General features: G+C 73.5%; 21 protein-coding genes and 2 pseudogenes. 8 read left to right on the top strand and 15 right to left on the bottom strand.

Translation table 11 applies throughout. The features are described 5' to 3' along the window. Positions 1–149: 149 nt before the first annotated feature. Positions 150–1,568, bottom strand: coding sequence for a sigma-70 family RNA polymerase sigma factor (locus BM290_RS17550; RefSeq protein WP_093615260.1), 1,419 nt, complete (start codon positions 1,566–1,568; stop codon positions 150–152). 181 nt (positions 1,569–1,749) lie between these two features. Here BM290_RS17550 and BM290_RS50675 point away from each other — a divergent pair, with 181 nt between their 5' ends. Beyond that, positions 1,750–2,055: a cold-shock protein gene (locus BM290_RS50675; protein ID WP_093615258.1), complete on the top strand. Its 306-nt coding sequence runs from the start codon at positions 1,750–1,752 to the stop codon at positions 2,053–2,055. On the opposite strand, the gene BM290_RS17540 is transcribed toward BM290_RS50675, so the two are convergent. Continuing rightward, a complete protein-coding gene (locus BM290_RS17540) occupies positions 2,030–2,788 on the bottom strand; it encodes an asparaginase (RefSeq protein WP_373871042.1) in 759 nt (252 codons plus the stop codon). The two genes, BM290_RS50675 and BM290_RS17540, sit on opposite strands and share 26 nt — an antisense overlap. A 98-nt stretch (positions 2,789–2,886) precedes the next feature. Here BM290_RS17540 and BM290_RS17535 point away from each other — a divergent pair, with 98 nt between their 5' ends. The 3 genes from BM290_RS17535 to BM290_RS17520 all read left to right on the top strand — a co-directional run bounded on the left by BM290_RS17535 (position 2,887) and on the right by BM290_RS17520 (position 5,672). Then, complete coding sequence (locus tag BM290_RS17535) at positions 2,887–3,783, top strand: Clp protease N-terminal domain-containing protein (protein WP_093615256.1); 897 nt, start codon at positions 2,887–2,889, stop codon at positions 3,781–3,783. A gap of 246 nt (positions 3,784–4,029) precedes the next feature. After that, a complete protein-coding gene (locus tag BM290_RS17525; RefSeq protein WP_093615254.1) occupies positions 4,030–4,590 on the top strand; it encodes a TetR/AcrR family transcriptional regulator in 561 nt (186 codons plus the stop codon). After that, positions 4,587–5,672: a glycosyltransferase gene (locus BM290_RS17520; protein WP_093615252.1), complete on the top strand. Its 1,086-nt coding sequence runs from the start codon at positions 4,587–4,589 to the stop codon at positions 5,670–5,672. The genes BM290_RS17525 and BM290_RS17520 overlap by 4 nt, the downstream gene beginning before the upstream one ends. 368 nt (positions 5,673–6,040) lie before the next feature. On the opposite strand, the gene BM290_RS17515 is transcribed toward BM290_RS17520, so the two are convergent. Next, entirely contained in the window at positions 6,041–10,033 is a 3,993-nt protein-coding gene (locus BM290_RS17515) for a PAS domain S-box protein (RefSeq protein WP_093615250.1), read from the bottom strand. A 42-nt stretch (positions 10,034–10,075) separates the two neighbouring features. Next, positions 10,076–11,254, bottom strand: coding sequence for a cytochrome P450 (locus BM290_RS17510; protein WP_093615248.1), 1,179 nt, complete (start codon positions 11,252–11,254; stop codon positions 10,076–10,078). Positions 11,255–11,443: 189 nt separating this feature from the next. On the opposite strand from BM290_RS17510, the gene BM290_RS47335 reads away from it, so the two are divergent. Then, positions 11,444–12,031, top strand: coding sequence for a hypothetical protein (locus BM290_RS47335; RefSeq protein ID WP_143133805.1), 588 nt, complete (start codon positions 11,444–11,446; stop codon positions 12,029–12,031). 89 nt (positions 12,032–12,120) lie between these two features. Continuing rightward, the gene (locus tag BM290_RS50670) at positions 12,121–12,726 is read left to right on the top strand and encodes a TetR/AcrR family transcriptional regulator (protein ID WP_143133804.1); all 606 of its coding nucleotides are present in this window, start codon (positions 12,121–12,123) and stop codon (positions 12,724–12,726) included. Between the two features lie 800 nt (positions 12,727–13,526). Here the strand turns inward: BM290_RS50670 and BM290_RS17500 are convergent. From BM290_RS17500 to BM290_RS17490, 3 genes are all read right to left on the bottom strand, one after another. Further along, positions 13,527–14,951, bottom strand: a complete 1,425-nt coding sequence (locus tag BM290_RS17500) for a vanadium-dependent haloperoxidase (RefSeq protein WP_239143453.1) — start codon at positions 14,949–14,951, stop codon at positions 13,527–13,529. 828 nt (positions 14,952–15,779) lie between these two features. After that, the gene (locus BM290_RS17495; protein WP_093615244.1) at positions 15,780–16,085 is read right to left on the bottom strand and encodes a hypothetical protein; all 306 of its coding nucleotides are present in this window, start codon (positions 16,083–16,085) and stop codon (positions 15,780–15,782) included. Between the two features lie 348 nt (positions 16,086–16,433). Then, positions 16,434–17,318, bottom strand: a complete 885-nt coding sequence (locus BM290_RS17490; protein WP_093615242.1) for an EamA family transporter — start codon at positions 17,316–17,318, stop codon at positions 16,434–16,436. Positions 17,319–17,388: 70 nt separating this feature from the next. Here BM290_RS17490 and BM290_RS17485 point away from each other — a divergent pair, with 70 nt between their 5' ends. Beyond that, positions 17,389–18,240, top strand: coding sequence for a LysR family transcriptional regulator (locus tag BM290_RS17485; protein ID WP_093615240.1), 852 nt, complete (start codon positions 17,389–17,391; stop codon positions 18,238–18,240). Positions 18,241–18,310: 70 nt separating this feature from the next. On the opposite strand, the gene BM290_RS17480 is transcribed toward BM290_RS17485, so the two are convergent. The 4 genes from BM290_RS17480 to BM290_RS17465 all read right to left on the bottom strand — a co-directional run bounded on the left by BM290_RS17480 (position 18,311) and on the right by BM290_RS17465 (position 22,124). After that, positions 18,311–19,792 (bottom strand): glycoside hydrolase 5 family protein, encoded by a 1,482-nt coding sequence (locus BM290_RS17480; protein ID WP_093615238.1) that lies wholly within the window; start codon positions 19,790–19,792, stop codon positions 18,311–18,313. Positions 19,793–19,895: 103 nt separating this feature from the next. Continuing rightward, entirely contained in the window at positions 19,896–20,201 is a 306-nt protein-coding gene (locus BM290_RS17475; protein ID WP_093615236.1) for a hypothetical protein, read from the bottom strand. 28 nt (positions 20,202–20,229) lie between these two features. Beyond that, entirely contained in the window at positions 20,230–20,832 is a 603-nt protein-coding gene (locus BM290_RS17470; RefSeq protein ID WP_143133803.1) for a hypothetical protein, read from the bottom strand. Between the two features lie 83 nt (positions 20,833–20,915). Next, positions 20,916–22,124, bottom strand: a complete 1,209-nt coding sequence (locus tag BM290_RS17465; RefSeq protein ID WP_093615232.1) for a M20 metallopeptidase family protein — start codon at positions 22,122–22,124, stop codon at positions 20,916–20,918. Positions 22,125–22,242: 118 nt separating this feature from the next. Here BM290_RS17465 and BM290_RS17460 point away from each other — a divergent pair, with 118 nt between their 5' ends. After that, the gene (locus tag BM290_RS17460; RefSeq protein ID WP_093615230.1) at positions 22,243–23,235 is read left to right on the top strand and encodes a Ppx/GppA family phosphatase; all 993 of its coding nucleotides are present in this window, start codon (positions 22,243–22,245) and stop codon (positions 23,233–23,235) included. Here the strand turns inward: BM290_RS17460 and BM290_RS49155 are convergent. The 4 genes and pseudogenes from BM290_RS49155 to BM290_RS17445 all read right to left on the bottom strand — a co-directional run. After that, a pseudogene (locus tag BM290_RS49155) lies at positions 23,195–23,557 on the bottom strand (cysteine hydrolase family protein); the annotation flags it as partial. The gene BM290_RS17460 and the pseudogene BM290_RS49155 sit on opposite strands and share 41 nt — an antisense overlap. A 313-nt stretch (positions 23,558–23,870) precedes the next feature. Further along, positions 23,871–24,125 (bottom strand): annotated as a pseudogene (locus BM290_RS51070) (MmyB family transcriptional regulator); the annotation flags it as partial. A 350-nt stretch (positions 24,126–24,475) separates the two neighbouring features. After that, complete coding sequence (locus BM290_RS17450) at positions 24,476–25,270, bottom strand: poly-gamma-glutamate hydrolase family protein (RefSeq protein ID WP_203779211.1); 795 nt, start codon at positions 25,268–25,270, stop codon at positions 24,476–24,478. A 118-nt stretch (positions 25,271–25,388) separates the two neighbouring features. After that, positions 25,389–25,598, bottom strand: coding sequence for a hypothetical protein (locus tag BM290_RS17445; RefSeq protein ID WP_239143451.1), 210 nt, complete (start codon positions 25,596–25,598; stop codon positions 25,389–25,391). Positions 25,599–25,612 lie beyond the last annotated feature (14 nt).

Genomic DNA, 25,612 nt, shown 5'->3' with positions numbered 1-25,612 from the left:
CCGGCAATCGGATTGAGAACGCTAACATTCGTGGCAGTGATATTGCCAGACGATTTCCGGCGCATCAAGTTGTCGATATTGAATACTCGTCCGACTTTCTCGGCCCGGCGCTTATAACGTTTTTCGCCGAGCGATTTGCGGGCCTGTGGTCAGCCGGCGAGCGGTGGCCGTACCAGAAAGGAATCGTCCGCGCCGAAGGCGGCGGCGCCCTTGGACTGGTCGACCCACAGCTCGTCGCCGCGGTGGCGCAGGAACCAGCCCGGATAGTTGGACGCCTCCAGCGTCACCGTGCCCGCGAGGTCACCGGGCCACGGGCAGAACGTGGCGTCGCCGTGGAAGAGGTTGGTGCCGTTGTCCGGGTCCAGCCGGAGCCGCCACGACGCGTGCCGCAGATAGCGGCCGTCTGCGACCCGGAACGAGAAGCAGGTCGGGTCGGCCAGCCCCGCGACCACCTGGAACGTCGCCTGCCGGCGCGCCGTGACGGTGTTGGCCGGGCCGACCTGCGTCAGCATGCCCAGATCACCGCTCGCCGTGACGAACCGGCCGGCCTCGTTCGCCGACTCCAGCGAGAACGACCCGGTCCGCAGCGTGCCGGTGGCCGCCCCCGCCGTGGGCGCGGCGGCCGGCGGGGCCGGGGGATCCGGCCGGGCCGCCGTCACCACGGCGGCCGTGACCGCGCCGGCCAGGGCCACCGCGGCCACCGTCGCCGCCACCGGGTGCGCCACCGGCGTCGTCCCGATCGGCCCGGCGCCGGGCGCCCCGGCCGAGTCCGCGTGCGCCAGCACCGCCGCGGCCAGCGCCGCCGGTGCCGGCACCAGCACCAGGTTCGGCAGCAGCCGGTCGGTCTCCACCAGTTCGACGGCGGCCATCGCGCACATCGGGCAGCCGCGCAGATGCCGGGCCAGGCGTTTGCGCCACAGCGGGCCGGGCACGCCGTCCCAGCCGGCGATCTCGGCGGCCAGCCCGGGGCAGAGCGGCCGCGCGTCCAGAGCCGCCACGATGGTCCGGCTCAGGTCCAGCTGGGCACGCATCCGCTGGACCCGGACCCCCGCGTGGATCACCGAAACGCCCAGCGCCTCGGCCAGCTCCGGCCGCGACAGGTGTCCCGCCACCTCCAGCCACCACAGCGACAGCAGCGCCCGGTCCTCCGGGTTCAGCCAGCGCGCGGCCCGCTGCACCTGACGCCGCTGCGCCGACAGCTCCACCTCGAGGACCGTCACGCCCTCGAACGCCGCGGCCTCGTCGGCGAGACCCGCGGCCTCGTCGAGCGGCGCCGTGTGCGCGGCCGCCCGGCTGATCCGGTGCTGATGGGTGCTGACGTGCCGCAGCGCGATCGACGCCAGCCACGGGCGGAAACTCTCCGGCGACCGCAGCGCCGGAAGCTGCCGCAGGGCCCGCAACATGACGTCCTGCGTGACGTCGTCGGCGTCCGGATGCGCGCCCAGCACCTGCCGGACGATCGTGTAGACCATCGGCAGATGCGCCGCGACGAGCTCGTCCCGCGCGGACCGGTCACCGGTCTGAGCAGCCCGCACCAGACCGGTGCCGTCCAATCGGGTAGCTCGCATGTCCGCCTCGGTGGCAACGGGGTATTCCGTCGATGAGATTTACCGAGCGCGGTACGTGTACGCAAGGTTTCCGATCTATTTCGCGTCATCTTTCCGCGTTTCCGGATTCGACGGCGGAAAAACGTTATGCCGGAGCGTCCGAAGAAGTCGCGTCCTGGTTCGGGGGCGGCAGACTGGGTCCATGACGAGCATCGGGACGGTCCGCAGCTACTACGAGGACGAGGGCTGGGGCGTGATCGACGGACCCGACGTGCCCGGTGGCTGCTGGGTGCACTTCTCGGACATCGCCGCCGACGGGTACCGCGCGCTCACCCCGGGGCAGCGGGTCTCCTACCGGGCCGAGGAGGCCGAGCAGGACGGGTACGCCTTCCGCGCGGTGAAGGTGTGGACGGGCGACACCGAGCCGGCCGCCCGGACCGTCCGGGAAGGTGGCTCCGGCGCCTGTGGCAGCACGCTGACGCTCACCTTCGATCCGCCGCCCGAGTGATGTCGATGAACGCCTCCCGGGCCTCGCCGGCGCTCGGGGTGGTGGCGAGAAGCAACTGCAGGAGCAGACGGCACTTGTACGGGTCCAGCGCCCCGCCGGTGATCAGCCCGCGGGCGAGCAGGTCACGTTCCGCGCCGGGATAGCCGTACGTGCTGGTGGCCGTGAAGCCCGCGCCGGTGCGTGACGTCAGGACCACGGGGATCCGGCGGGCGATCGCCGCCAGGTGCGGCACCCACGACTCGGGGACGTGACCCACCCCGAAGCCGGCGATCACCAGACCGTCCAGAGAACCGGCCAGCACCGGCAGCAGACCGCCGTCGTCACCGAGCGTCGCGGTGTAGAGGCCGACTGTCGGTGACAGCCCCACCGGTGGGAGCGGCAGGGCGCGGCCGGTGACGACGATCGGCTCGTCGCCGGGATGGAGCAGGCCCAGCACGTACGCCGTCTCCTCGATCGTGTCCGTGCCCTGCGTGACCACCGCGCCCACCACCCCGTCGGCGAAGCCGCGGGCGAGCAGCCCGGACAGCTCCACCAGGTCACCGAGGGTCAGCGCCGCGCCCGGCCGATTGCGGAACGTGACGACCTCCAGATCGGCGCCGCTGCCGTCGAGGCCGGGAACCGCGTCGACGAGATCGCGGGCCGACAACGTCGGGCTGACCCCACCCGCGGCGTCGCCGGTCATCGCGATGGTGCCGCCCAGACCGGCGACCAGTACCCGCGGGCTGCTGCTCACGCACCGCACGATACCGGCCGCCGGTACTACCGGAGTCGTAGTCGATATCGGTCTGCGGGCCGACGCGGACTATGGCGGTCGATTTCTAGTCTCTGGACATGACTGACAAGGTTTCCGCGGTGATGACCGTCGCGAAGGCCCTCGGCGGTGAGCGGACAGGCACCGCACACCTGCTGGCCGGCACACTGAGAGCCGGCAGCCGGGTCCGGCGGGTCCTCGACGCCCACGACGTCACGCCGGTGGTGGTCCACGCCGTCCTTCGATCGCGGGCGGAGCGATGGGCGACACCGGACGACGTGCCGGCCGCGATCGACCGCGCGCGCCTCGCCCACGGCGAGCCGACCGCGGAGCAGCTGCTGGTGACGCTGCTGGAGGACCCGCTGTCGCATGCGGGGGAGCTGCTGCGGGAGTGCGGAGCCGACGTGGACGCGGTGCGGGAGGCGCTGATCTCCGGGCGGACACCCGTCCGGGTGGAGCGGGTGCCCGCGGACCTGGTGGCGGTCCGGAACCGGCTGATCGGGCGCACCCGATACCGCGGCCGGGGTGTGCGCGGCTATCTGCGGACCGCGATCGTGCGGGCCCGCGTCAACTACGCCGAGACGCCGGTGCTGTGGGCGTCGCTCGAGGCCGATCTGATCGCGAAGGCACGGGGTGGCCCGAAACGGACCGACGACGTGCTGCGGGCGATGCTGATGACCTACGAGGTGGTGTGCGCTTACCCCCACCTGCCCGGCCCGGCGCACGAACGATACGAGGGCGTTCGTGCGCTGGTCGAGGTCGGTGTGGACTGGCGGCGCCTCGCCGGATGGGACTGCGGCGAGGAGGACCGGGTCCCGGTGCGGGAGCTGCTGAAGCCGGGCGCGGACTGGCCGGAGGACACCAGTGCCCTGCTGGGCGTGCTGGTCAGTCATCCGGGGAACCGGGCCGGCCGGTTGCTGGCGGAGAACCTGGTTCGAGTCGCTTGCGTGCCACCCCTCTCGGTCGATGCTTCTTGATCCACTCCTCGACCTGCTCGCCGAGCCACACCTTGCCCTGACCCAGCTCCGCGATCGGCTCCGGGAAGCCGGGTCGGCGGGTGATCAGGTATGCGCGTTGGCGGCTGAGGCCGCCGAGAAGCATGCGGATCTCGTAGTTGCCCACGAGGTACAGAGAGCGCCGGACCATGCGCACGACTATAGTCCGTAGACTAGACGACCCATCCCTAGGGGTGGCCTCCGTATTTCGTGTTAACGTCGACTGACATGAAAACGCGGGCGTACACCCAGACCGGCCGGGCCGAGTCGGCCGCCGCCACCCGGCAGCGGATCGTCGCGGCGGCGATCGCCGCCCTCGGCGAGTCGCCCGAGGTGACCCTCGCCGACGTCGCCGCTCGCGCCGAGGTCAGCGTGCAGACGGTGCTGCGCCGGTTCGGCACCCGGGCCGCGCTGATCGCCGAGGCGGCGACCGCGCTCGCCGCCGAGCGGGAGGTCCCGCCCGGCGACCCGGCCCGCGCGATCCGGGCCCTCTACGGGCAGTATGAGCAGCGCGGCGACGCCAACCTGCGGCTGCTCGCCGGTGAGGACGCCGACCCGCACGTCAGGCGCCTGATGGACCACGGCCGCGCCCGGCACCGTGACTGGGTCGAGCGGGCCTTCGCCCCGGCGCTCGGCGCCCACCCCGCCGAGGAGCGGGAGGCGCTGCTCGACCTGCTCGTCGTCGCCACCGACGTCTACACGTGGAAACTGTTGCGCCGCGACCGCGGGCTCAGCCGGCGCCGCGCCGAGTCACGCGTCGAGCAGCTCGTCGACCGGATCCTGCGATGAGCGACATCCTGGTCGTCACGTGGGACGGTGGCGGCGCCGTCGCCCCCGCCCTCGGCGTCGCCACCGAGCTGCGCGCCCGCGGCCACCGCGTCCACGTCCTCGGCCACCCGTCGATGTGTCACCTGATCGAGTCCCACGGCCTGATCGCCCACCCGTACCGCGAGGCCCGCCCCTGGCAGCCGCACACCCGGCGCGGCGCCGGCCGGGCCGGACTCGCCTACCTCGCCACCTGCCTCGACCGGGGCATCGGCCGCGACGTCACCGCCGTCCTGCGCGACCACCGGTGCCACGTCGCCGTCGTCGACTGCATGCTGCTCGGCGCTCTCGCCGCGGTCCGCCGCGCCGGAGTGCCGCACGTGTCGCTGGTCCACACGCTGTACCGTTACATGCGGCAGGAGCTGGCCACCGGCCCGTTCGGCGCGGCCGCCGCCCTGACGGGCCTGCGCCCCCTGCGCCTCTGGGACCGCGCCGACCGGGTCGTCGTCACCACCGCGCCGTCGCTCGAGCCGCCCGCCGCCCTGCCCGCCAACACCCGCGTCGTCGGCCCGATCGTGCCGGCCGCAGCCCCCGCCCGCTCTCCGGGCCGCGTCCTGGTGAGCCTCAGCTCGCTCTATTATCCCGGCCAGGTGGAAGCGCTCCAGGCCATCATGGACGCCGTCGAGGGCCTGCCGGTCCCGGTGGTCGTCACCACCGGCGGCGCGGTGCGCCCCGACGAGATCCGGGCGCCCGCCGCCGTCGAGGTCCGCGGCCACGTCCCGCACGCCCGGCTCATGCCGGAGATGTCCCTGCTGGTCGGCCACGGCGGCCACGGGACATCGATGCAGGCGCTCGCCCACGACCTGCCCCTGGTGATCCTGCCGGCCTTCGACCGCAGCGACCAGCCGCTGGTCGGCGAGGCCCTCCAGCGGGCCGGCGCCGCCCGTGTCGTGCCTCGCGACGCCGGCCCGGCGACCATCCGGGCCGCCATCGACGCCCTGCTGTCACCCGGCCCGCACCGGGCGGCGGCCGCCCGGCTGGGCGCCGAGATCAGGGCGGCTCCCGGGGCTGCCGCTGCCGCCGACGAGGTCGAAAACCTCCTTTGAGGTACGCCCCGGAAGTCCACCGGTCGCGCAAGAGGCCGGACAGGCCGTCCCGCTCGTCAAGCCACCTCTCCTGTCGTCCCCGCCGGCGTCGGCGCCATCCGTGTGTCCTCCACCCAGGCTGGTGGAGACGGTCGTGCCGGGCCACCCCGCGCTGGTCCTGACAGACCTGTCGAGCCGGGGTGGTCTGCTCGTCGTCGGCGTCCGGGGGAACGGCGTCCGGGGGAACGGCGTCCGGGGGAAACGGCGTCCGGGGAAACGGCGTCCGGGGGAACGGCGCCTTCCGCGGGGCGCTGCTCGGGTCGGCCAGCAGTCAGCGCGTTCAGCGTGCCCGCTGTCCGGTGGTGGTCCGCGGCTGACCACCCGGGACGCTAGGCGGCGGGCTCCAGGTCGAGGATGAAACGGGAGCCGCCGCCCGGATTCGGCTCGTGGTGGACCTCGCCGTGGTTGGCGCGGGCCAGGCCGCGCACGATGTAGAGGCCGAGACCCGTGCCCTTGACGGTGGCGGCGTCGCGTTCGGCGCGGGTGAGACGGTCGAAGAGGCGGTCGCGGAACTGATCCGGCACGCCCGGCCCGCTGTCCTCGACGGTGACGTGCACCCGGCCGTCGCCACCGGTGATCCGGACGGCGGTCGCGCCCCCGCCGTACTTGCCCGCGTTGGACAGCAGGTTCACCAGGATCTGCGCCAGATGGCCGGGGGCGAACAGGACACGGGCGTCGTCGCCGTACACCGGAAGGGTTGCCAGATCCATCTGGGCGAGCGCGCTGTCGATCTGGGCCCGCACCGACAGCTCCCGCCGGTCGGCGCGGATGCTGCCGGCGTCGATGGTGACCATGGCGAGCACCTCGCGGACGATGTCGTCGAGCCGGGACGCCTGGCGGGCGATGGCGTCGACGGCCCGGCCGCGGCGGTTGTCGTCGAGGCGCGCCCAGTCGTCGGCGAGGATCTCGGCCTGGCCCTGGATGGTGGTGAGCGGGTTGCCGATCTCGTGCCCAAGCATCCCGATGATGTCGAGTTTGAGCTGGTTGGCGGCTTCGAGTTCGGTGTTGCGGTCGGCGAGGGCGGCGGCCGCGTTGTCGCGGGCGCGTTCGGCGGCGCGCCGGCTGCCGATGTCGGTGACCACGCCGATGAGGTGTTTGGGCCGGCCGGTGTCGTCGCGGACCAGCGACACGGTGGCCTCGACGTCGACCCAGCGCCCGTCGGCGTGCCGCAGCCGGCCCTCCCGGGTGTACGACTCGGCGTCGCCCGCGAACAACCCGGCGAGCAGATGGCGGTTGCCGGCGGCCTCGGCCGGGTCGAGCAGGTCGGCCTCGGACCGGCCGGTGAGCTCGTCGACGGTGTGCCCGAGCATCCGGGCGTAGGCGCGGTTCACCGCGGTGAGGGTGCCGTCGAGGGCGCGGATCACCTGCCCGGCGGCCGAGTTGTCGAACTGGGCGCGCAGCCGCTGCTCACTGTCGGCGAGGGCGAGCTCGGCGGCGCGGGCCGCTGTCACATCGGTGTTGATCTCCAGGACCTGGACCGGCTCGTGGTGGCCGTCGGCGCCCGGCTCCGGCTGGTGCAGCACCTGCCGGCTCATCACGGTGAGCAGCCGGCCGTCGGCCGTGACATGCTGCAGGCGGCCCTCCCAGCGGCCGTCGTGTTCGAGGCGCTCACGCTGTCCGGCGGCGGTGCCGTGGGCCGGGTAGGCGGTGGCCAGCAGCCGGTCGGCGGGTTTGCCGGTGGCGGCGGTGAGCGGCCAGCCGTACAGCTCGGTGGCGCGCGCGTTCCACCAGCGGATCGTCCCGTCCAGGTCGCGGACGATGACCGCCGCCGGGATCAGCTCCAGCAGGCGGGCCTGGCGGCGCAGCTCGGCGTCCGCGGTGCGCCGGGCGGTGATGTCCTCGACCTGGTTGACCACGTACCGGGCGTTGCCGTCGTCGTCGCGGACCACGGCCACGCGGATCGCGACCCAGATGGTGTGGCCCTGCCGGTGCCGGTAGCGGCGTTCCACGGCGGCCGTGTCGATCTCGCCGTCGCGCAGGCGGCGGACCAGCTCGGCGGTGGCGGCCACGTCGTCGGGGTGCTGCAGGTCGGCGTACGTCATGCGGCTCAGCTCGTCGGCCGAGTATCCGGTGATCGCCGACATGGCCGCGTTGGCGTGCAGGTAACGGCCCAGTTCGCCGGGCCGCAGGCTGGACAGGGTGAGCCCGACCGGGCTGTTGTCGAAGGTGAGCCGGAACCGGTTCTCGCTGTCGGCGAGCTCGGCCAGCGCCCGGGCGGTGTGTGCGGCGTCGTCGGCGTGCCGCAGCGCCGAGCTGAGACTGTCGGCGAGCAGCTGCAACTGCTGTTCGTCGCTGTCGTCGAAGGCGCCGGTGCGGCTCGCGGCGATCTTCAGGATGCCGATCGGGGTGCCTTCGGCGTGCAGCGGCGCCACCATCATCGAGCCGATCCCGAGGCGCCGGCAGGCCTCCTGGTCGACCCGGGCGTCGGTGACGGTGTCCCGGGAGTGTGCCGGCGAGTCGTCGGTGAGGGCCGTGCCGCTGAGCGATCCGTCGAGCGGGATCGACGTTCCGGAGAACTGTGCGAGCGTGCCGGAGGCTGCCACGTACGACAGATGGTCGTCCTCGAGAAGTTCGACGGCGGAGCCGTCGGCGGCGGGGAACAGGTCGACCGCACGCCGCGCGACGGTGTGCATGGCCGTCTGCCGGTCGGCGGCCGCTGCCGTCACCTCCCGCTGCACCTGCAGCGTGTCCTTGAGCCGGCGCACCTGCGCGTCGGTCAGCTCGGCGCGGGCCGCGGTGTCCTCGGCGTGCCGCAACGCGCCGGTGAGGGCGTCGGCGAGCAGGGTGAGCAGCTGTTCGTCGCCGTCGTCGAACGCGGCGGCACGGGTGCTGGCGACCAGCAGCGCCCCGAACACCGCCCCGGCGGGGGTGTGCAGCGGCGCCACCACGAGCGAGCGCATGCCGATCGTGCGGTGGAGGGCGTGGCTGGCTCGCTCGTCGACGGCGGTGTCGTCGCAGCGCACGGTGGTTCCGCTGGCCGCGGCGGCGCCGACGAGCGTTCCGGAGAGGGCGACGGCGGGCACGTCCCGCCCGGCCAGGCCGCCGGTGCCGGCGACCATCCGCATGCTGCGGCCGTCGGGGTCGATCAGATGGACCGACGCGGCTTCGCCGGTCGGGATCACTTCGAGGGTACGGTCGGCGATGAGCCGGATCACCGCTTCCCGGTCGGCGGCGACCGCGGTGATCTCCCGCTGCACCCGGATCGTGGTGCGCAGGCGGTCGGCTTCGCGGGCGGCGGACTGCTCGGCCACGATCGCGTCGGTGACGTCCCGCCCGGTCGCCATGATCACCTGCTGGTCGGCGACCACCCGGGCGGACCAGTCCACCCATCGGTATCCGCCGTCCTTGGCCCGGCAGCGGGCGGTGCCCTCCCGGAACGGCACGTCCCCGTCGGGGTCGTCGGGGTGACGCAGCGCGGCCAGCCGGGTGCCGGTCAGCTCCTCCTCGCTCCAGCCGAGCAGCCCCCGCCAGGCCGGGTTGACGCGCAGCACGGTCCCGTCGAGGGTGGTGACGGCGAGCAGGTCCGGGCTCGCGGTGATCATCACGTCGAGCAGGTCCTGGCTGCGCCGCCCCGCGGTCACGTCGACGATCTGCGCCAGGAACCGCACCGGCACACCGGACTCGGCGGTCAGCACGGTGACCGTGACCAGGCAGTGCACCACCTGCCCGTCCTTGCGCAGCAGGCGCCGGGTGTGCCGGCCGGCCCCGGAGGCGAGGTCGTCGGGGCCGTCGGCGTCCCGGTCGCCGGGGTGCGTGACGTCGGCCAGGCTGAGCCCGGCCAGCTCGTCGGAGGTGTAGCCGAGCAGCGCCGGCACGGCCGGGTTGACCCGCGTCCAGCGGCCGTCCTCGTCGAGGACCGCCATGCCGATCGGCGACGCCTCGACCAGCGACCGGAACCAGGCCTCGCTGTCGGCGAGCGCCTCCCGGCTGCTGCTGTCGACCACCTCGGCGATCAGGAACGGCGCGCCGGACCGGTCGTGGGCCAGGAAGTTGCGGCTGGAGATCCACACCCGCGAGCCGTCCCGGCGGACCAGCACCCGCTCGACGACGGCCTCCCGGACCCGGCCGGCGATCATGCCCTCGAACAGGTCGCTGACCACGTCCCGGTCCTCGGGGGCGACCACGATCTGCGACGACTGCCCGATCAGCTCGTGCCGGTCGTAGCCGAGCAGGTCGCCGAAGGCCTGGTTGGTGGCGACGAACCGGCCGACCTCGCCCTCGGCCAGGGTGAGCACCACCTTCGGCACCGGGCTGGCGGTGAACGCTCCCACCAGCAGCTCGAGAGGCTGGCCGTCGACGCGTTCGAGGATCCCGACATGCACACGTTCCCGATCGGCCGGTTCGCCCGGATCGTGAGGGGGCGGTCACCAGCGCACCGGCACCTCCTCCAGGCCGCCGACGAGCAGGCCCTGGCGCCGGCGCAGCTCCTCGACGGGCACGGCCAGCTCCAGGGCCGGCAGCCGTTCGAGCAGCACGCTCAGCACGGTCCGCAGCTCGACGCGGGCCAGCGACTGGCCGAGGCAGGAGTGCGGGCCGGCGCCGAAGGTCAGGTGCGGGTTGGGGGAGCGGGCCAGGTCCATCTCGTCGGGGTCGGCGAAGATCCGTTCGTCACGATTGGCCGACGGCATCGCCGACAGCACGGTGGTGCCCGCCTCGACGACCGTGCCGGCGATCTCGACGCGCTCGGTGACCAGCCGGTGCGTACCGAAACCGAGGTTGGCGTCGAAACGCAGGACCTCCTCGACGGCGGTCGGCACCAGGCCGGGGTCGGCGAGCAGCCGTTCCCAGCGCTCGCGCCGGGCCAGCAGCATGGCGGCCATCTTGCCGATCATGTTGGCGGTGGTCTCGTGGCCCGCGACGAGCAGCGCCTGCCCGGTGAAGACCAGCTCGGGCTCGGAGAGCCGGCCGTCCTCGGCGTCGACCACGGTGACCAGCTCGGAGAGCAGGTCGTCGCCGGGGCGCTCGCGTTTGGCCTCGACGTGGGCCTGCATGTACGCCCACAGCTCCCGCCCGGACGCCTGCGTCTCCTCGGCGGTGAACCGGGTGATGTTGAGGAACCGGTCGGACCAGTGGGCGAACCGCTCCCGGTCGGCGGCCGGCACCCCGAGCAGGTCGCAGATGACGTAGACCGGCAGCGGGAAGCCGAGCGCGGTCCGCAGATCGGCGGGTGGCCCGCCGGCGACCATGTCGTCGACGAGCTGGTGGGCGATGCGGGTGATGCCCGGCTCCAGGGCGGTCATCCGCCGGGCGGTGAACGAGCGGGTCAGCAGCCGCCGCCAGCGCTGGTGCCGGGCCTCGTCGTCGAGGAACGCCGGCCCGGCGCCCATGGCGTTGCCGCCGGCCGGGGTGTTGCGGACGAACCGGCGGTCGGTGATCGTCGTGCGGACGTCGTCGTAGCGGGTGAGCAGCAGCGCGTCGGTGCCGGCGGCGGTGCGCACGTGGGCCACCGGGCAGGTGGCGCGCAGCTCCTGCCACTCCGCGGGCGGATCCACCGCCGTCGGGGGTGTGAACGGGTAATCGAGCACGTTCTCCTGATCCGGCATGCCGTCTCCTCGAGTAAACGTCTGATTACTTGGCAGCCTACGGTCAGGGCGTCGAGGTAGCAAACGGTCAAAACAGTCACCGGGAGGTTCCGGGCGGATCGCCGGCTGACGGAGGCGCAACGTCACATGTGGTGATCCACACGCTTTCCGGGACGGCGGCGCCAGGTCCGGATCTCTACCATTCCGCCGGTGAACATAGCCGTACGGCCCCTGGTCCCGGTACTTCTCGGGACCGTCCTGCTGACCGTCGCCGCCTGTGACGGCGACCCGCCGTCCGCCGCCGGCGAGCCGAGCGCCGCCGTCCGCTGGACCGGATTCGGCAAGGACTGCCCTGCTCTCACCGGCGCCGGGCCCGGCAAGCGCACCGCCGCCCCCTACGACGGGGCGAGACTGTTCAGCCTCCGGTGCCAGTACACGACCACCGGCGTCAAACAGCAGAACGTGGCGCTGAGCGTGACCGTCTACCGTGCCGCCGGCGGGGGCAGCACGGCCGAGCAGCTCGCCGTCGCCACCATGGAGCGGGACCGGGCCGCGAACACCGTCGTCCCCAGCGCCCCGGCGCCGTCCGCGTCACCGTCGGCGCCCGTCCAGACCGAGCCGATCAAGGACCTCGGGGACCACGCGTTCGCCCGCGTCGTCCCCGAGATGGGCGTCCGGGTCTACGCCCGCAGCGCCAACGCCCTGGTCCAGCTCGACTACGCGGATGCCGGCGACGGACGTCAGGCCCTGACCACCGCCACGGACCTGACCCGCCAGGCGCTCACCGGGCTGCGCTGACGAACCCGGCCGGGCCGCCCGCGCCACGGCGTCCCCGCGTCGGCCCGGCCCCGGACGAACCGTCGCAACGCACCCAGTACGGTCGACGGGTGACGAACGCCGCCGACTCCCGTAAACGCGGTCCGCGTGGCCCGTACGTCTCCGGTCGCGAGGCCCAGCGGGCCATCCTCGACGCCGCCCGCGACGTCTTCGCCGAGCACGGTTTCCGCGGCGGCGTCCTCCGCGACGTCGCCGACCGGGCCGGCGTCAGCGCCGCCAACATCATCCACCACTTCGGCTCCAAGGAGCGGCTGCTGGTGGCGCTGCTCGAGGAGCGCGACCTGGGCAACAGCCGGGAGCTGCGGGCGACCTCCGACGGCTTCGTCGCCGGCCTGCGCGACCTGGTCCGCCGCAACGCGGCGGACCGCGGCATGGTCCATCTCTTCAGCACCCTCGCCGCCGAGGCGACCGCTTCCGGTCATCCCGCCCATCGGTTCTTCCGGGAGCGGTACGCCGCAGTGCGCCGCGCCGCCACCGAAGGCGTCGAGACCGCTCGCGAACAGGGCGTCCTGCCCCCGGGGCCACCCGCGGACCTGGTCGCGGCCGATCTGCTCGCGGTGATGGACGGGCTGCAGACCCAGTGGCTGCTCGATCCCGGCTTCGACATGGTCGCCGCCTTCGAGGCCCACCTGACCACGATCGGCGCCGCCCGCTGACCGGTGCTCGTCACCACCACTCCGGGAGCCGGTCCGTGGCGCCGGCCGGCTCCCCGGTGGACGATGCCCCGCCTGTTTTCCCGTTCCCCTTCCCGCTCACGGCTGACCCCCTGCCGCGGGTCGCTCGTCCTCCCGTCCGAACGGGGCGTCCGATCCCAGGGTGTGCGGTACTCCGCCGGCGCGGCCGGCAACGCCGTCCCCGCGGAGGCCGGTTGCCGCGCCTGCGGCCAACACCGCACCTACCAGCAGGGCGGCCGCTGCCCTTCGCGGGGATGGGGCTGCCGGGCGCGCCGGCGGGGGAGGAAGCGGAGGCCGGTTGCCGAGCCTGCGGCCAACGTCGCACCCGCCAGCAGGGCGGCCGCTGCCCTTCGCGGGGATGGGGCTGCCGGCCGCGCCGGCGGGGGAGGAAGCGGAGGCCGGTTGCCGCGCCTGCGGCCAACGTCGCACCTACCAGCAGGGCGGCCGCTGCCCTTCGCGGGACGGGGCTGCCGGCCGCGCCGGCGGGGGAGGAACCGGAACCGGGGGCGCCGGCAGCGGAGGGTCGGCGGCGATACGATGCCGGGATCGGCTGGCGGTGCGGGCGGCCGGCGGACCATCGCGACGCCGGCGGAGCCGGGTTGTCGTATCGGGCGCCACCTGCTGGAGGTTCTGCCACAGCCCGTCGCTCACGTCGAACTGCCGGTGGCGCCGCTCGCCCATCAGGTCGCCGAAGTCGATGCGGCCGCGCCGGTGCTGCCCGCTGGTGACGGTGACGACCCGGCCGGCGCCGCTCTCCTCCAGGGCGGGCAGCAGCGGCCCGGTCAGCGCGAAGTGGCCGAGGTGGTCGACACCGACCTGGCGCTCCTGGTCAGAACCTCACGGCCCACCGCGCTGCCCGCCGACAGGCCCGCGCGATTGCTGAAGTCGAAATGCAGCCCGCCGTAGACCCGCGAACGACCCGCCTCGGTCGCCGCCGCCCAGAAACCGGGATAAGACCGCGCGACACCACCGGGCGCGGAATCGGTGGCGTGGGTGAACGCGATCCGGTCGGAGTGGAAAAAACCGGCCAGCACGGTCGCGGCCGCGCCACTGTACGAACTGTGCCCCGAAACGTACTCCGGTGAACTGCCCACACTGCCGGCACGCGCCGTCCATGCCGGATCGGTGGTCTCGCGGATCGCCGTCGTCGGACGCCAATGCCGGTACGTGAACTTCGTCGCCACCGTCACCACCGTCGTGTCGGCCAGCGCCATCGTGAGCAGAGCGCCGAGCCGCGCCTCGTCGGCCAGTCGCAGATGCCGCTCCCCGGCCACGGTCAAGGCGATACGCAGCCACTCACCGGGCGGCTGGCTCGACCCGGCCGGCAACGACCAGAACTGGTAGGTGGCCAGCAGATCGGGACGGTCCACGGTGGCGTCACCCAGCTCCGCGACCTCGGCGTACGCGGTGGCGTAGACGGCCGAGTCCAGCGCGGGCTGAGGTGCGGGGACGTAGCGGGCCGGGTCGGTGATCGCGAACGGGCGGACATTCCGGTACTGGACGCCCGACCACGCGGCCCGGAACACCCCCGGCCCGGAACCGGCCGGCTGCTGTTCCCCGGGGGTGGATCCGTCGTCGGCCCGCGCATCGACCACGGCGGCCCCGACCCGGGCGCCCCACGCCGCGCCGCTGTCCACCCCGTGGCCCCATCCGGCGCCAGACGCTTCGTGGCTCCGTCCGGCGTTGGATGTCTCGTGGTTCCGTCCGGCGTCGGACGCCTCGTGGCTCCGTCCGGCGTCGGACGCCCCGAGGCGCTCGTCGGACGCCCCGAGGCGCTGGGCCGTGCCGGCGGTGTCGCGCTCCCGGGTGGCGCTTGCCGGGCCTCGGCGCAGCGCGGCGAGGTCGGCGGCCAGGCGGGTGTCGTAGAGCGGGACGCGGACAGCGTCGGCACGGACCAGCACGGCGTGCGCGGCTGCAGCCGCGGCGGCCTGCGGGTCGGCGTGCCGGGGGCCGCGCTCGGTGATCAGGGCCGGGGCGTGTGTGCCCCCGATGCCGTTGACCGCGTCGTAGATGGCCACGTTGACCAGCGCGTACAGGCGGGCGGCGTCGGCGTCGGACGCCCGGGTCAGCCGGGCCGCGTCCAGGGCCAGCGCGTTCCAGCCGGACACCACGTGAAGGTCCGGCTCCGAGGCCGTCGCTTGCGCCGCGGGGGATGCGAGGCCGGCGCCGAGCAGCGCCGACAGGATCACTACCAGGATTCTCCGCACGCTGTCAGAGTCCCCGCATCGGGGATCGGCGGCAGCCAATGTGTCAAGGACACGACTACGGCTTCCGCACGGGACGGTGACGCTCGCGAAGGCCGGTAGGTCATCGTTCACGTCCGGCTGGTCCTCGGGTTGTCAACACGGGCCCGTGGCAGCCCTGCAGCGGTCGCGGCGAGGCGAGCCGTCCAGGCACCGGGCGGCGGTCGGCCCGTCCGGTGTCAGGATCAGCGTCGGCGCGGTGTCGCCGCTCTCGACGAGACGGATGCACCCGGAGACCGCCGCCGCCCCGGTCGCATTCCGCCGAGCCTGTCGCGCTCCGCCGAGCCTGTCGCGCTCCGCCGAGCCTGTCGCGCTCCGCCGAGCCGGTCGCATTCTGCCGCGATGCTGTCGCGCGGCCGAACACCTTGCGCCGGCCGAACACCTTGCGCCGGTCGAACACCCTTGCGCCCGTTGAAACCAATCTCCGGTCGAACACCCTTGCGCCGGTCGAACACCCTTGCGCCGGCCGCGCTCCGCCGCGATGCTGACGCGCAGCCGAAACCCCGGGTCGACCGCGCGTCGCGGGCGTGACCGCCTGCGGCCACGGTGACCCGCAGCGTCTGGACGATGATCGCGCCGTGCCCGGTGCCGATGATCGAGGCGGCGGTCACCCGGTTGTTTCGGTCGGCGCCGTGGGGTGGCCGGGCCGGAGAACGGTGTCAGCGGGCGCGCCGGCGGATCTGGCCGGCTCGCGGTCGCGGAGCGGGATCACCACGCCGCCGGATGGTGGCAGGTCGACGGGATCGCAGGGTTCGGTTATCGGCACCATGGCTGACCTTTCCGGTAGGGCTGTCAACGGCGGGCGGGGAACAGGGTGAGCTGCTCGGTCGACGGCAGGGCGGCCAGCTCGTCGGCACCCTGTCGTCGCAGGCACCGGCGGCAGGTGACGGCGCGGGTGGTCGGCCGCAGCGCCGCCAGCTCGCCGCCGCTGACGCCGACGTGACACAGCGGGGCCGGCACCTCCAGCTCACCCAGCCAGCGCACGGTAGCGACCGCGTGGACCGCGTTGCCGCCGTGCACATAGGCGTTACGGCCGGCGAAGTCGGCCATGGCACGCGCCACCACGGCGGCGAGGAGGTCCCCGGCGGAAGCTGTCACGCCGCCATCATGCCTCGCGGGTATGACACTTTCGGGCTCCGCCGACGTGGCCCGTCCGAGGCGCGGCCAGGTCGGGGCGCGGCCGGTCTTGAGAAGCGGCCGTTTGGGGCGCGGCGCGTTCGGGGGCGCGGCCGGTCTAAAACGCGGCGCTTTGGGGGCGCGGCCGTTTGGGGCGCGGCTCGGTCGGGGCGCGGCCGTTTTGGGGCACGGCACATCTGAGGCGCGGACGGCTCGGCATTGTTTCGGGAGCGTGCCTTCGGCTGCGGCACGCGGGCAGAACTCTGGGCCACCGATCGGTAGGCGGTTCGGGCGTGGCTGCCTTCGGGTCGAGGCATCGGCGCGCCCGAATCAGCGAAAGCGGGTGGCCGCGGTGACGGGTGGAGGCGCGGACGAGGCGGTGACGGGTGGGGGCGGGGTACGGACGGCGCCGGCGCTGGCCGCGACGACCAACGCTACGGCGAGGAGTTCCGGTGGGGAGAGGCGCTGGTCGAGGATCAGGAAACCGGCGAGCGCCGCAATCGCCGGGCCCAGGCTCATCAGGACGGCGAACGTCGATGTGGGGAGGCGGCGGAGGGCCAGCAGCTCCATCGTGTACGGCAGGACCGACGACAGCAGGGCCACCACGGCGCCCAGGGCGAGGGTTGCCGGGTTCAGCAGGGCGGCTCCGGCGTCGGCGATGCCGAACGGGAGGGTCAGCAGGGCGCCTGCCGCCAGGGCCAGGGCCAGCCCGTCCGCCTTGGGGAAACGGCGGCCTGCGCGGGCGCTGAAGACGATGTACGCCGCCCACATCGCGCCGGCGCCGAGGGCGAAGGCCGTGCCGGCCGCGGTGAGGCTGTCGAAGCCCTGGTAGCCGAGCAGGAGCACGCCGGTCAGGGCGAGTCCGGCCCACAGCCAGCCGGAGCGGCGGCGGGCGGTGACGACGGCCAGGGTGAGCGGGCCCAGCACCTCCAGGGTGACCGCGGGGCCCAGCGGGATCCGGTCGATGGCCTGGTAGAACAGGCCGTTCATGCCGGCCATGGCCACCCCGAAGCCGGCCGCCACCAGCCAGTCGCCGCGCCGGAGGCCCCGGAGCCGGGGGCGGCACACCGCCAGCAGCACGATCGCGGCGAGGGCCAGGCGCAGGGCGACGATTCCGGCGGCGCCGGCCCGGGGGAACAGCAGTGTCGCGACGGCCGAGCCGAACTGCACCGACAGGGCCGCTCCGAGGACGAGGCCGGTTCCTGCGAGATTCACACCGGGACGCTATCGAGCGCGTCGTCCGTACCGGAAATGCTGTTTTGATCTGGGGTTATGCTCTGGGGTCATGACCGTGGACCTGCGGCACCTACGGGTGTTCCTGGCGATCGCCGCGGAGGGCAGCGTCACCCGGGCGGCGGCTCGGCTGCACGTCACCCAGCCCGCGCTGTCGCGCACCCTGCAACAGTTGGAGGCGCATCTCGGGGTCACCCTCGCCGACCGGTCCACCCATCATCTGGAGCTGACCGCGGCGGGGACGGCGTTGCGGGAGCGGGCGGCGGCCGCGGTGGCCGCCGTCGACGACGTGCTGGATCCGGCGCGGGCGGGCACCTGGCCGCTGCGGCTCGGCCACGCCTGGTCGGCGCTGGGCGAGCACACCGGCCCGCTGCTGCGGGCGTGGGACGAGGCGTATCCGGACGTTCCGTTGCGGCTGCTGCGCATCGACGATCGCACGGCGGGGCTCACCGATGACCGGACCGATGCGGCCGTGTTGCGGGATCCGGGAGAGATTCCGAGGGTACGCACGGAATGTCTTCTGACCGAGGCGAGGCTGGCGGCGGTTCCGGCGGACGGTGAACTGGCCCGCCGTCCGCGGCTGAGCCTCGCCGACCTGGCCGGCCGTCCGATCGCGATCAACACGGTGACCGGCACGACCACTCTGGATCTGTGGCCGTCCGACGCCGCCCCGGCGGTGACGGTCGAGGTGGCGAACACCGACGACTGGCTGGCCGCGATCAGCGCGGGCCGGGCCGTCGGGGTGACGAGCGTCGCGACCGCCGCCATGTATCCGCATCCGGCCGTCGCCTACGTCCCGCTGACCGATGCCCCGCCGCTGCGCCTGTACGTGGCGTGGCGGGAGCCACCGACCCATCCGGCGGTGCCGGCGCTGATCGCGCTGCTGCGGACGCTCGCCACCTGACGGCCAGGTCCCGCGGCCGCCGGCGCGGCCCGGCCGCCGATCCGGCCCTGCGGACCTTCCGGGTGGTGAGTCAGGACATCGCGACGTCGTCGAACCAGACGGTGCCGCTGTTGTCGCCGGACTTCAGGTGCAGCTGGACACCGGCGGCGCCGGGCGGGGCGGTCGCCTCGACGGCCAGTTTCGTCCAGTTCGTGGTGCCGTGCGGCAGCCGGTTGGAGTTGTGCTGGCTGAGCCATCGGCCGTTGCCGTCGAACCAGCTGAGGGTGATCTCGGTGATGCCGGTGGCGGCGGCGCCCTTGGCGTACGCCTCGGCCCGCCAGCGGTGGCCCGGCTGCACCGGGGTGATCGGCGAGGTGACCAGCGACGGCAGGCCCGCCGAGGTGCGGGTGGTGCCGCTGAACCGGGCCGCGGCCCGGCCGGTGCGGGCGGTGCCGGTGGCGACCTTGGCGATGCCGGCCTTCGGCAGGTTGGACCGCCAGGGCGAGTCCTCCGCGGTCGCCTCGAAGCTCAGGTTGAGCACGCTGTTCGGGGTGGCGCCGGTGGTCCAGGCGTCCTTGACCACGGCGGCCGCCGCCTTCGGGCTGCCGTCGGTGTGGTGCAGGCCGAACCGGTACTGGGCGGGCTTCTCCGACACCGCCGAGTGGTTGGGGATCGCGCCGGGCAGGAAGTCGGTGAACGTCCACGGCGACACCGAGCCGACCCCGGCCTCCCGGGCCGCCCGGAACACCCGGGCCAGGAACGCGGCCTGCTCGCCCTCGCTGTCGGAGACGCTGCTCAGCCCGGTCTCGCCGATGACGATCGGGGACGGCGCCACCGCGGCCTGCGCCTTGCGGATCTCCGCGAGCGACCGTTCCGAGCTGCCGTAGAAGTGGAAGTCGTAGTAGTCGAGCGGGGTGCCGGCCAGCGCCTTCTTGATCTTCGCGAGGCCGGGGGCGCCGGTCTGGCCGTCGACCGAGAGGGTCAGCGGCATCGCCGGGGCGACCGCGCGGACCGCCGGGATCACCTTGCGCACCCAGGCCACGGCGGCGGCGTTGTCCGGCTGGAACTCGTTCTTCAGCTCGACGGCGATCACGCGGGGATCGTTGGCGTACGGCGCGAGGATGCCCTTGGCCCAGTTGATGCTGCGGCCGGTCTCGGTGTAGCCGTCCCACCAGTCGAACAGGGTGAGCTTGACGGTCATCCGGTTCTTCGCGGCGATGCCGATGAAGGTGCTCAGGCGCTCGGCGTACCCACTGAGGGGTTTGGGGTAGCCGAAAGCCTGCGGGAAGACGATGACCCGCACGTTGTCCGCGCCCAGCGCGGCGGCCTTGGCGAGATCCGCCTCGATGCGCGGGGCGTCGAAGGCGGTCCACATCGACGACCAGGCGGCGTTCGACGGGTAGTAGTTGAGGCTCTTCGCCGCGCGCACCGACGCCATCCGGGCGGCCAGGGTCGGCAGGGCGGCGGAGGACACCCCGGTCACCTGGTCGGCGGTGGCCGGAGCCGTCGGGACGGCCACGCCGAGGGAGAGCGCGCACGCCAGGACGGCAGCGCGCAAACGAGTGCTGCGCATTGTCGGTGTAGGCCCTTCTCACGAAAGTGGAATGGCCTACTGATCGGCGTACGTCACGCCGACGGCAGTGGTTGGTGAGGGCAGTGGCGTTGCTATTCGGTGGTCAGGCCCCGGTGGCCATCCGGATCAGCGCGTTGCCGCCGAGCATCAGCACGTCGGCGCCGGCGACGAACGCCATGCCCCGCTTGAGCAGGGCCTCGGCGAGCTCCGGCTCGGCGGCGCGGAAGCCGCGGACCACCAGGATGATCGCGCACAGCACCAGCGGGACCCCGCCGACCAGCAGCAGCCCGACCTGCCACGGCGTGTTGCCGCCGGCCACCAGCAGGGCCACCAGCACGGCCGGCAGGATGCCGAAGAACAGGACGGCGAGGACGGCGTACCAGCGCAGGGGTCCGATCGGGTTGCTCACGGCGCAGATCGTAGCCGGGCGCCCGGGGTCAGGCGTTGCCGCACGGGATCGCCGTCGCCTCCGGGTTTTTGACGATCCGGGCGGCGGTGAGTCCCTGCGGGGGCCACGTGTCGTACGGGCGGGCCGGGCGCGGGGCCAGGCCGGCCCTGGTGCGCTCCCAGCTCTCCCCGCCGACGGTGAAGTCCATCCGGGCGGTACGCCAGAGCGGCACGTCGGCGAGGGCGATCGGCTTGCCCATCCGCCGCCAGGCCTCCTGGAGGGTGTCGCGTTGCACCCAGATAACCATCTCCCGGCACGGCGGGACGGTCGCGACGACGACCTGCGGCCGGTACGCGGTGTCGTCCCCGATCGCCTGCAGGACCACATCGGTCACCGGCTGCGACGACGTGTTGCGTACCGTGATCCGGGTCACGTGCTTGTTCGGGTCGGCCTTGTCCACATAGGGGCCGTCCTCCCAGTAGACGACCCGGTCGGCGTCCTGCTCGAGGTCCTTGGAGTGCTGCTCGTAGTAGGTGATGCCGGCGATCAGCACCCCGGGCACGGCCAGGAGCGTGGCCCATCGGGCGACGCGCAGCTGGTTCCTCTGGATCGCGTTGGTGGGCGGATCCGGATTCTCTTGCGTTGTCAACACGTACCGAAGGATGCGCTACTGTCAGTTTTAGTCCGTTTTTCGACACGCGGGTGTCGCTCTCCCGGGCGGGCGGCCACTGTCGCTCACGGCGAGGTCGCGGGCGACGCGCCGGCCTGGTGGAGCCGGTGGGTCAGCAGGGCGGCCATGGCGCGTACGCCGTGACCGATCGCCCGTTCGTCGGCGGCGAAGTCGCGAGTGTGCGGTGCGCCGTTCATCCCCGTCTCCGCGTCGGCGACGCCCAGATAGAACATCGCGCCCGGCGCCTCCCTGAGGAACAGGGCGAAGTCCTCGCAGTTGTGCGGCCAGGACGCCCGGCCCCAGAGCACGGACTCCGGCCCGAACTCCGCGCTCAGATGCCGCCCGGCCGCGGTGCTGAGGTCCACCGAGTTCACCATGGCGGGGAACGCGTCACCGTACGGGTACTCGACGTGGCCGCCCGCCCGCGCCGCGATCGCCTCGATTCGCGCGCGCAGCTCGGGGAACCGCTCCTGCGGCCAGACCTTCAGCATGACGCTGACGACCGGGCGCCCTTCGGGTGTCTGCTCGGTCCACTGGGCGACGCTCACCGACTCCTGGATCGTGGCGGCGGCCCGCGGGTCCAGCACGGCGCGGAAGCGGGCGTGGTAATCGGCGACGCTCTGCGGGAAGGCGACGGTGCCGAGCCGCGCCACCTCGGACACGACGGCGCCGGCCGCCGCGTCGCCGCCGGGCAGCATGATCCGGATGTTGTCGACGCCGGGCAGGCCGTGGCCCGGCGACACCGTGACGGTCCCGGCCGGGAACGGCGCACAGTGCAGCGCATAGCTCTCCCGCGGCGCGAGCTTCTGCACCAGCCCGGTCGCCAGCATCGCCCGCGCGCCCTGCAGCGGCTCCTCGGCCGGCTGGAAGACGAACGCCAGCCGGCCTCGTACCCGCCCGGAGTCGCGTGCCAGGGCGCGGGCGACGCCGACCCCGATCGCGGTGTGCAGGTCGTGGCCGCACAGGTGCGCGACGTCGGGGACGAGCGAGGCGAACCCCTCGTCGAAGACCGGCGACGTCCGGGGGAAGTCCAGCGAGTTGTAGCGCACGTCGACGGCGTCCATGTCGGCCCGGTACATCACCGTCGGGCCGTCCGCGGAGCCGTCGAGCACCGCGAGGACCCCGTGGCCGCCGACCCCGGTGGTGACCTCCAGACCCGCCGCCCGTAGCTGCTCGGCGACCAGCCCGGCCGTCCGCCGCTCCTCGCCGGCCAGCTCCGGATGCCGGTGGATCTCCCGGCGGAGCGCGATCAACCCGTCCTCAAGCACCGTCACCGGTGAATCTTTTCCGCGTCGGTGGACTCCGCGCACCCGATTTTCCGCCCTGTTGAACTTTCGGTGAACCCCTCCGCCGACCGGGTCGCCCGCGTTTTCCCTGAGTTACCGTTTGGTAATGCGGCTCGGCGTGCTGGATGTCGGATCGAACACCGTGCACCTCCTCGTGGTCGACGCGCACCGGGGAGGCCACCCCGATCCGATGCGCTCGGAGAAGACACAGCTGCGACTGGCCGAGCAGATCGAAGCGGGCCGGCTGACCGATACGGGGACGAGCCGCCTGGTGCGTGCCGTGGCCCGGGCGAAGGCGACCGCGGCCCTCGCCGGCTGTGACGAGCTGCTCGCCTTCGCGACCTCGGCGCTGCGCGACGCGGAGAACGCGCCGGCCGTGCTGGCCCGGGTGCGGGCCGAGACCGGTGTGGACCTGCAACTGTTGTCCGGCCAGGACGAGGCCCGCTACACCTTCCTCGCGGTGCGCCGCTGGTACGGCTGGTCCGCCGGCCGGCTGCTGGTCCTCGACATCGGCGGCGGATCGCTGGAGCTGGCGACCGGCCGCGACGAGGACCCCGACGTGGCGCTGTCGGTGCCGCTGGGCGCCGGCCGGCTCACCCGGCAGCGGCTGACCGGCGACCCGCCCGCCCGGCGTGACGTCGAGGCCCTGGCCGCCGACCTGGACGCGACGCTCGCCCCGATCGCCGCGCGGCTGCGGCAGGCGGGGCCGTCCGACCTCGCCGTCGGCACCTCCAAGACCTTCCGTTCCCTGGCCCGGCTCGCCGGCGCGGCCCCGTCCGGTGACGGGCCGCGCGTCCGGCGGGTGCTCACCGAGCCCGGGCTGCGCCAGGTGTTCGCCTTCATCAGCCGGATGCCGTCGGCCGGTCTGGCCGCGCTGGACGGGGTGAGCCCCGGCCGCGCCCATCAGCTGGTGGCGGGCGCGCTGGTGGCCGGGGCCGCGATGCGGGCTCTGGAGATCGGTGAGCTGCAGATCTGCCCGTGGGCGCTGCGGGAGGGGGTGATCCTGCACCGGCTCGACACGCTCGGCGTGCCCCCGGCGTCGCGTCGCTCCTGGCCGCTCACCGACCGCCAGCCGCGGCGGGTGTCGAGCATCGCGTGACCCGCTGCCACCCCGCGAGCCGGCCGGCGACGGTGCGGATCTCGGCCTGGGCGGGGAAGACCTTGGTGGTGAGCACCTCGTGCACCGCCGGATCGTCGTCCGGACAGCCGGCGGACAGGACGGTCAGGCGGTGGTCGAGGTCGGCGGCCCGGCGCTCGGTGGACAGCACCACGCCGCCGGTGGCGATGCCGGTCAGGACCGGGTGGCCGATGCGCTGGGCGCGCAGCAGCATGTCCAGGTCGCTGCCGGCGAACACGGACACCCGGCGCTTGACGACGACCGGCTCGCCGGGCAGCGGCGACACCGCGGGACGCAACTCGGTGCCGGGTCGCCGGCCAGGCCGCCGAACATGCGGTTGCCGGGGTTGACCTCGGGGGCGCCTGCGCGGAACCCCACCCGACGAAGATCATCGGCAGCGCGGCGGTGCGGGCGGCGTCGACGGCGGCCAGACGCGACTGATGGCCGGGGTCCGGATAGCGGGCGACGACGGCGGGCTGGACGTCCATGACCAACATGGCGGTACGGCCCGCGATGGCGTAGGTCGTACGCCTGCCGGAGCGAGCGGAACGTCCCACTCGCCGTGAGAAGCTCACCGGCCAGGGCGGACAGATTCTCATCGCCGGGCTCGTGGCCCTTGTCGGTGCGACCGCGTCGTGCGCCGTCCGCGTCCACTCGGGAAAGAACTCGCGGGCCGCCGGGGCGCGGAACCGGGCCTGGTCGACCGGCTGGTGCGGGCCGTCGAAGAGCTGCGCGAACAGGGCCCGGCCCAGCGGGTTGGCGGCGAGCACGTCGAGCCGGGTGTTCCCGACGTACGCGGGGGAGGTCCGGACCCGGCGTGACTCTCGTCTCTGACGCTCACCGCCCGACCACAGGACGGCGGGAACTGACACTGCCTGGCGGGGGAGGGGGTGTCCGCCCCGCACGGGGATTCGGGGCGGACCAGCTCAGCATCCTCTCGTGCGGCCACCGCCACCGGTAGGCACACGGCGCGTTTTCGCTGGCCGAACAGCCGACAACCATCTCCGGAAAGCGGAGTCGGCGCCCGGGGCGGCGGTCACTGCCCGGCTGATCGTCAGGGCTGTCGCGCGCCCGCCGGGACAGCCCTGACGACCGGCCCGACGGTCGCATCGGTGTTTGCCGGCCGCCCGGTGGGAGGGCTCTGACGACCGGCCCGATGGTTGCATCGGTGTTTGCCGGCCGCCCGTTGAGAGGGCTCGGGTGGCCGGCCCGGCGGCTGCGGTCAGGCGGCCAGCGCCTGGCGGGTGGCGTCGGTGAACGTCCAGAACGGCGGCAGTGTCGAGGACTTGCGGCCGGCCCGCGTGTTCACCCCGAACATCTGGGTGCGTAGCGGGGTGGTCAGCTCCAGCTGCGCGCCGGCGCCCCGCAGGGTGCGGTTGACGATGTTGGCCGGGTCGTCGCCGTTGAGGTCGGGCACCCCGGCCGCGTCGATCGCCGGGACGCCGGCGGCCGCGTAGGCCCGCAGCAGCGCCGTCTTGAGGGTGGTGTCGCGCCCGCCGACCAGCACTGCCGCCGTGCCGCTGGGCAGCCCCGCGGCGTCGGTGGAGCAGCCGTGCAGCGACACCGCACGGCGGCTTCCCGCGACCGTCGCCAGCGCCACCGGGTCGTCGCAGTGCGAGGAGGTGACGTGCAGGTCGCCGTTGCCCGCCGACAGCAGGCCCTCGAACATCCAGTAGTCGTGGACCGGGCCGCCGGTGGCGCCGCCGGCCGGGTGATAGCCCGCCACGGCCAGGCACAGCTCGGACGTGCCGGGCTCGATGCCGCCGCCGTGCAGCGCGATGACGGCGGTGTCGGGGAAGCTGTCGCCGGGGGCATCACTGTCGTCGAACGCGGCGTGCCGGCGGAAACGACGCGCGTAGTGGACGCCCTCGGTACGGGCCGGGTCGGCGTAGAGCGCCGTGTTCGACGGATAGACGTCGTCGGCGGCGAGCGCCGGGCGGGCCCCGGCGGCGACGACCGGCGGAATCGCGGCTGCGCTCACGGCGGCCAGCATGCTGCGTCGGCTGAGCTTGGTCATGAAATCTCCCCGTTTGGCGTATCGACTTCGGATGATTCCACATCCGGCGGGAGGAAGTCAGCCCAGCCTCCTAGGATGCCATAGAGCGTGTGACGGCTGCACCAGCAGCAGACGACTGCTACGGCTTCAGCTGAGCGAGCGCGGCGTGGGCCTGGGCGAGCTGGGCGGTCGCGGTCAGCATCGCGAGGTCGGCGGCCGGCACGTACGGCTCCTCGGAGTGGTCGTCCTCGTTGACGTTGGTCTCGTAGTCGACCAGGCAGATCTGGTAGAGGCGCTCGGCTTCGGCGACGAGTTCGGCAGCGCGGGCGGCGTGTTCCTCGGGTGTCATGCCGATCATGATTT

Source organism: Actinoplanes philippinensis, from assembly GCF_900113015.1.
Lineage (GTDB): Bacteria > Actinomycetota > Actinomycetes > Mycobacteriales > Micromonosporaceae > Actinoplanes > Actinoplanes philippinensis.
This window is presented reverse-complemented; position numbering and strand designations above follow the sequence as displayed.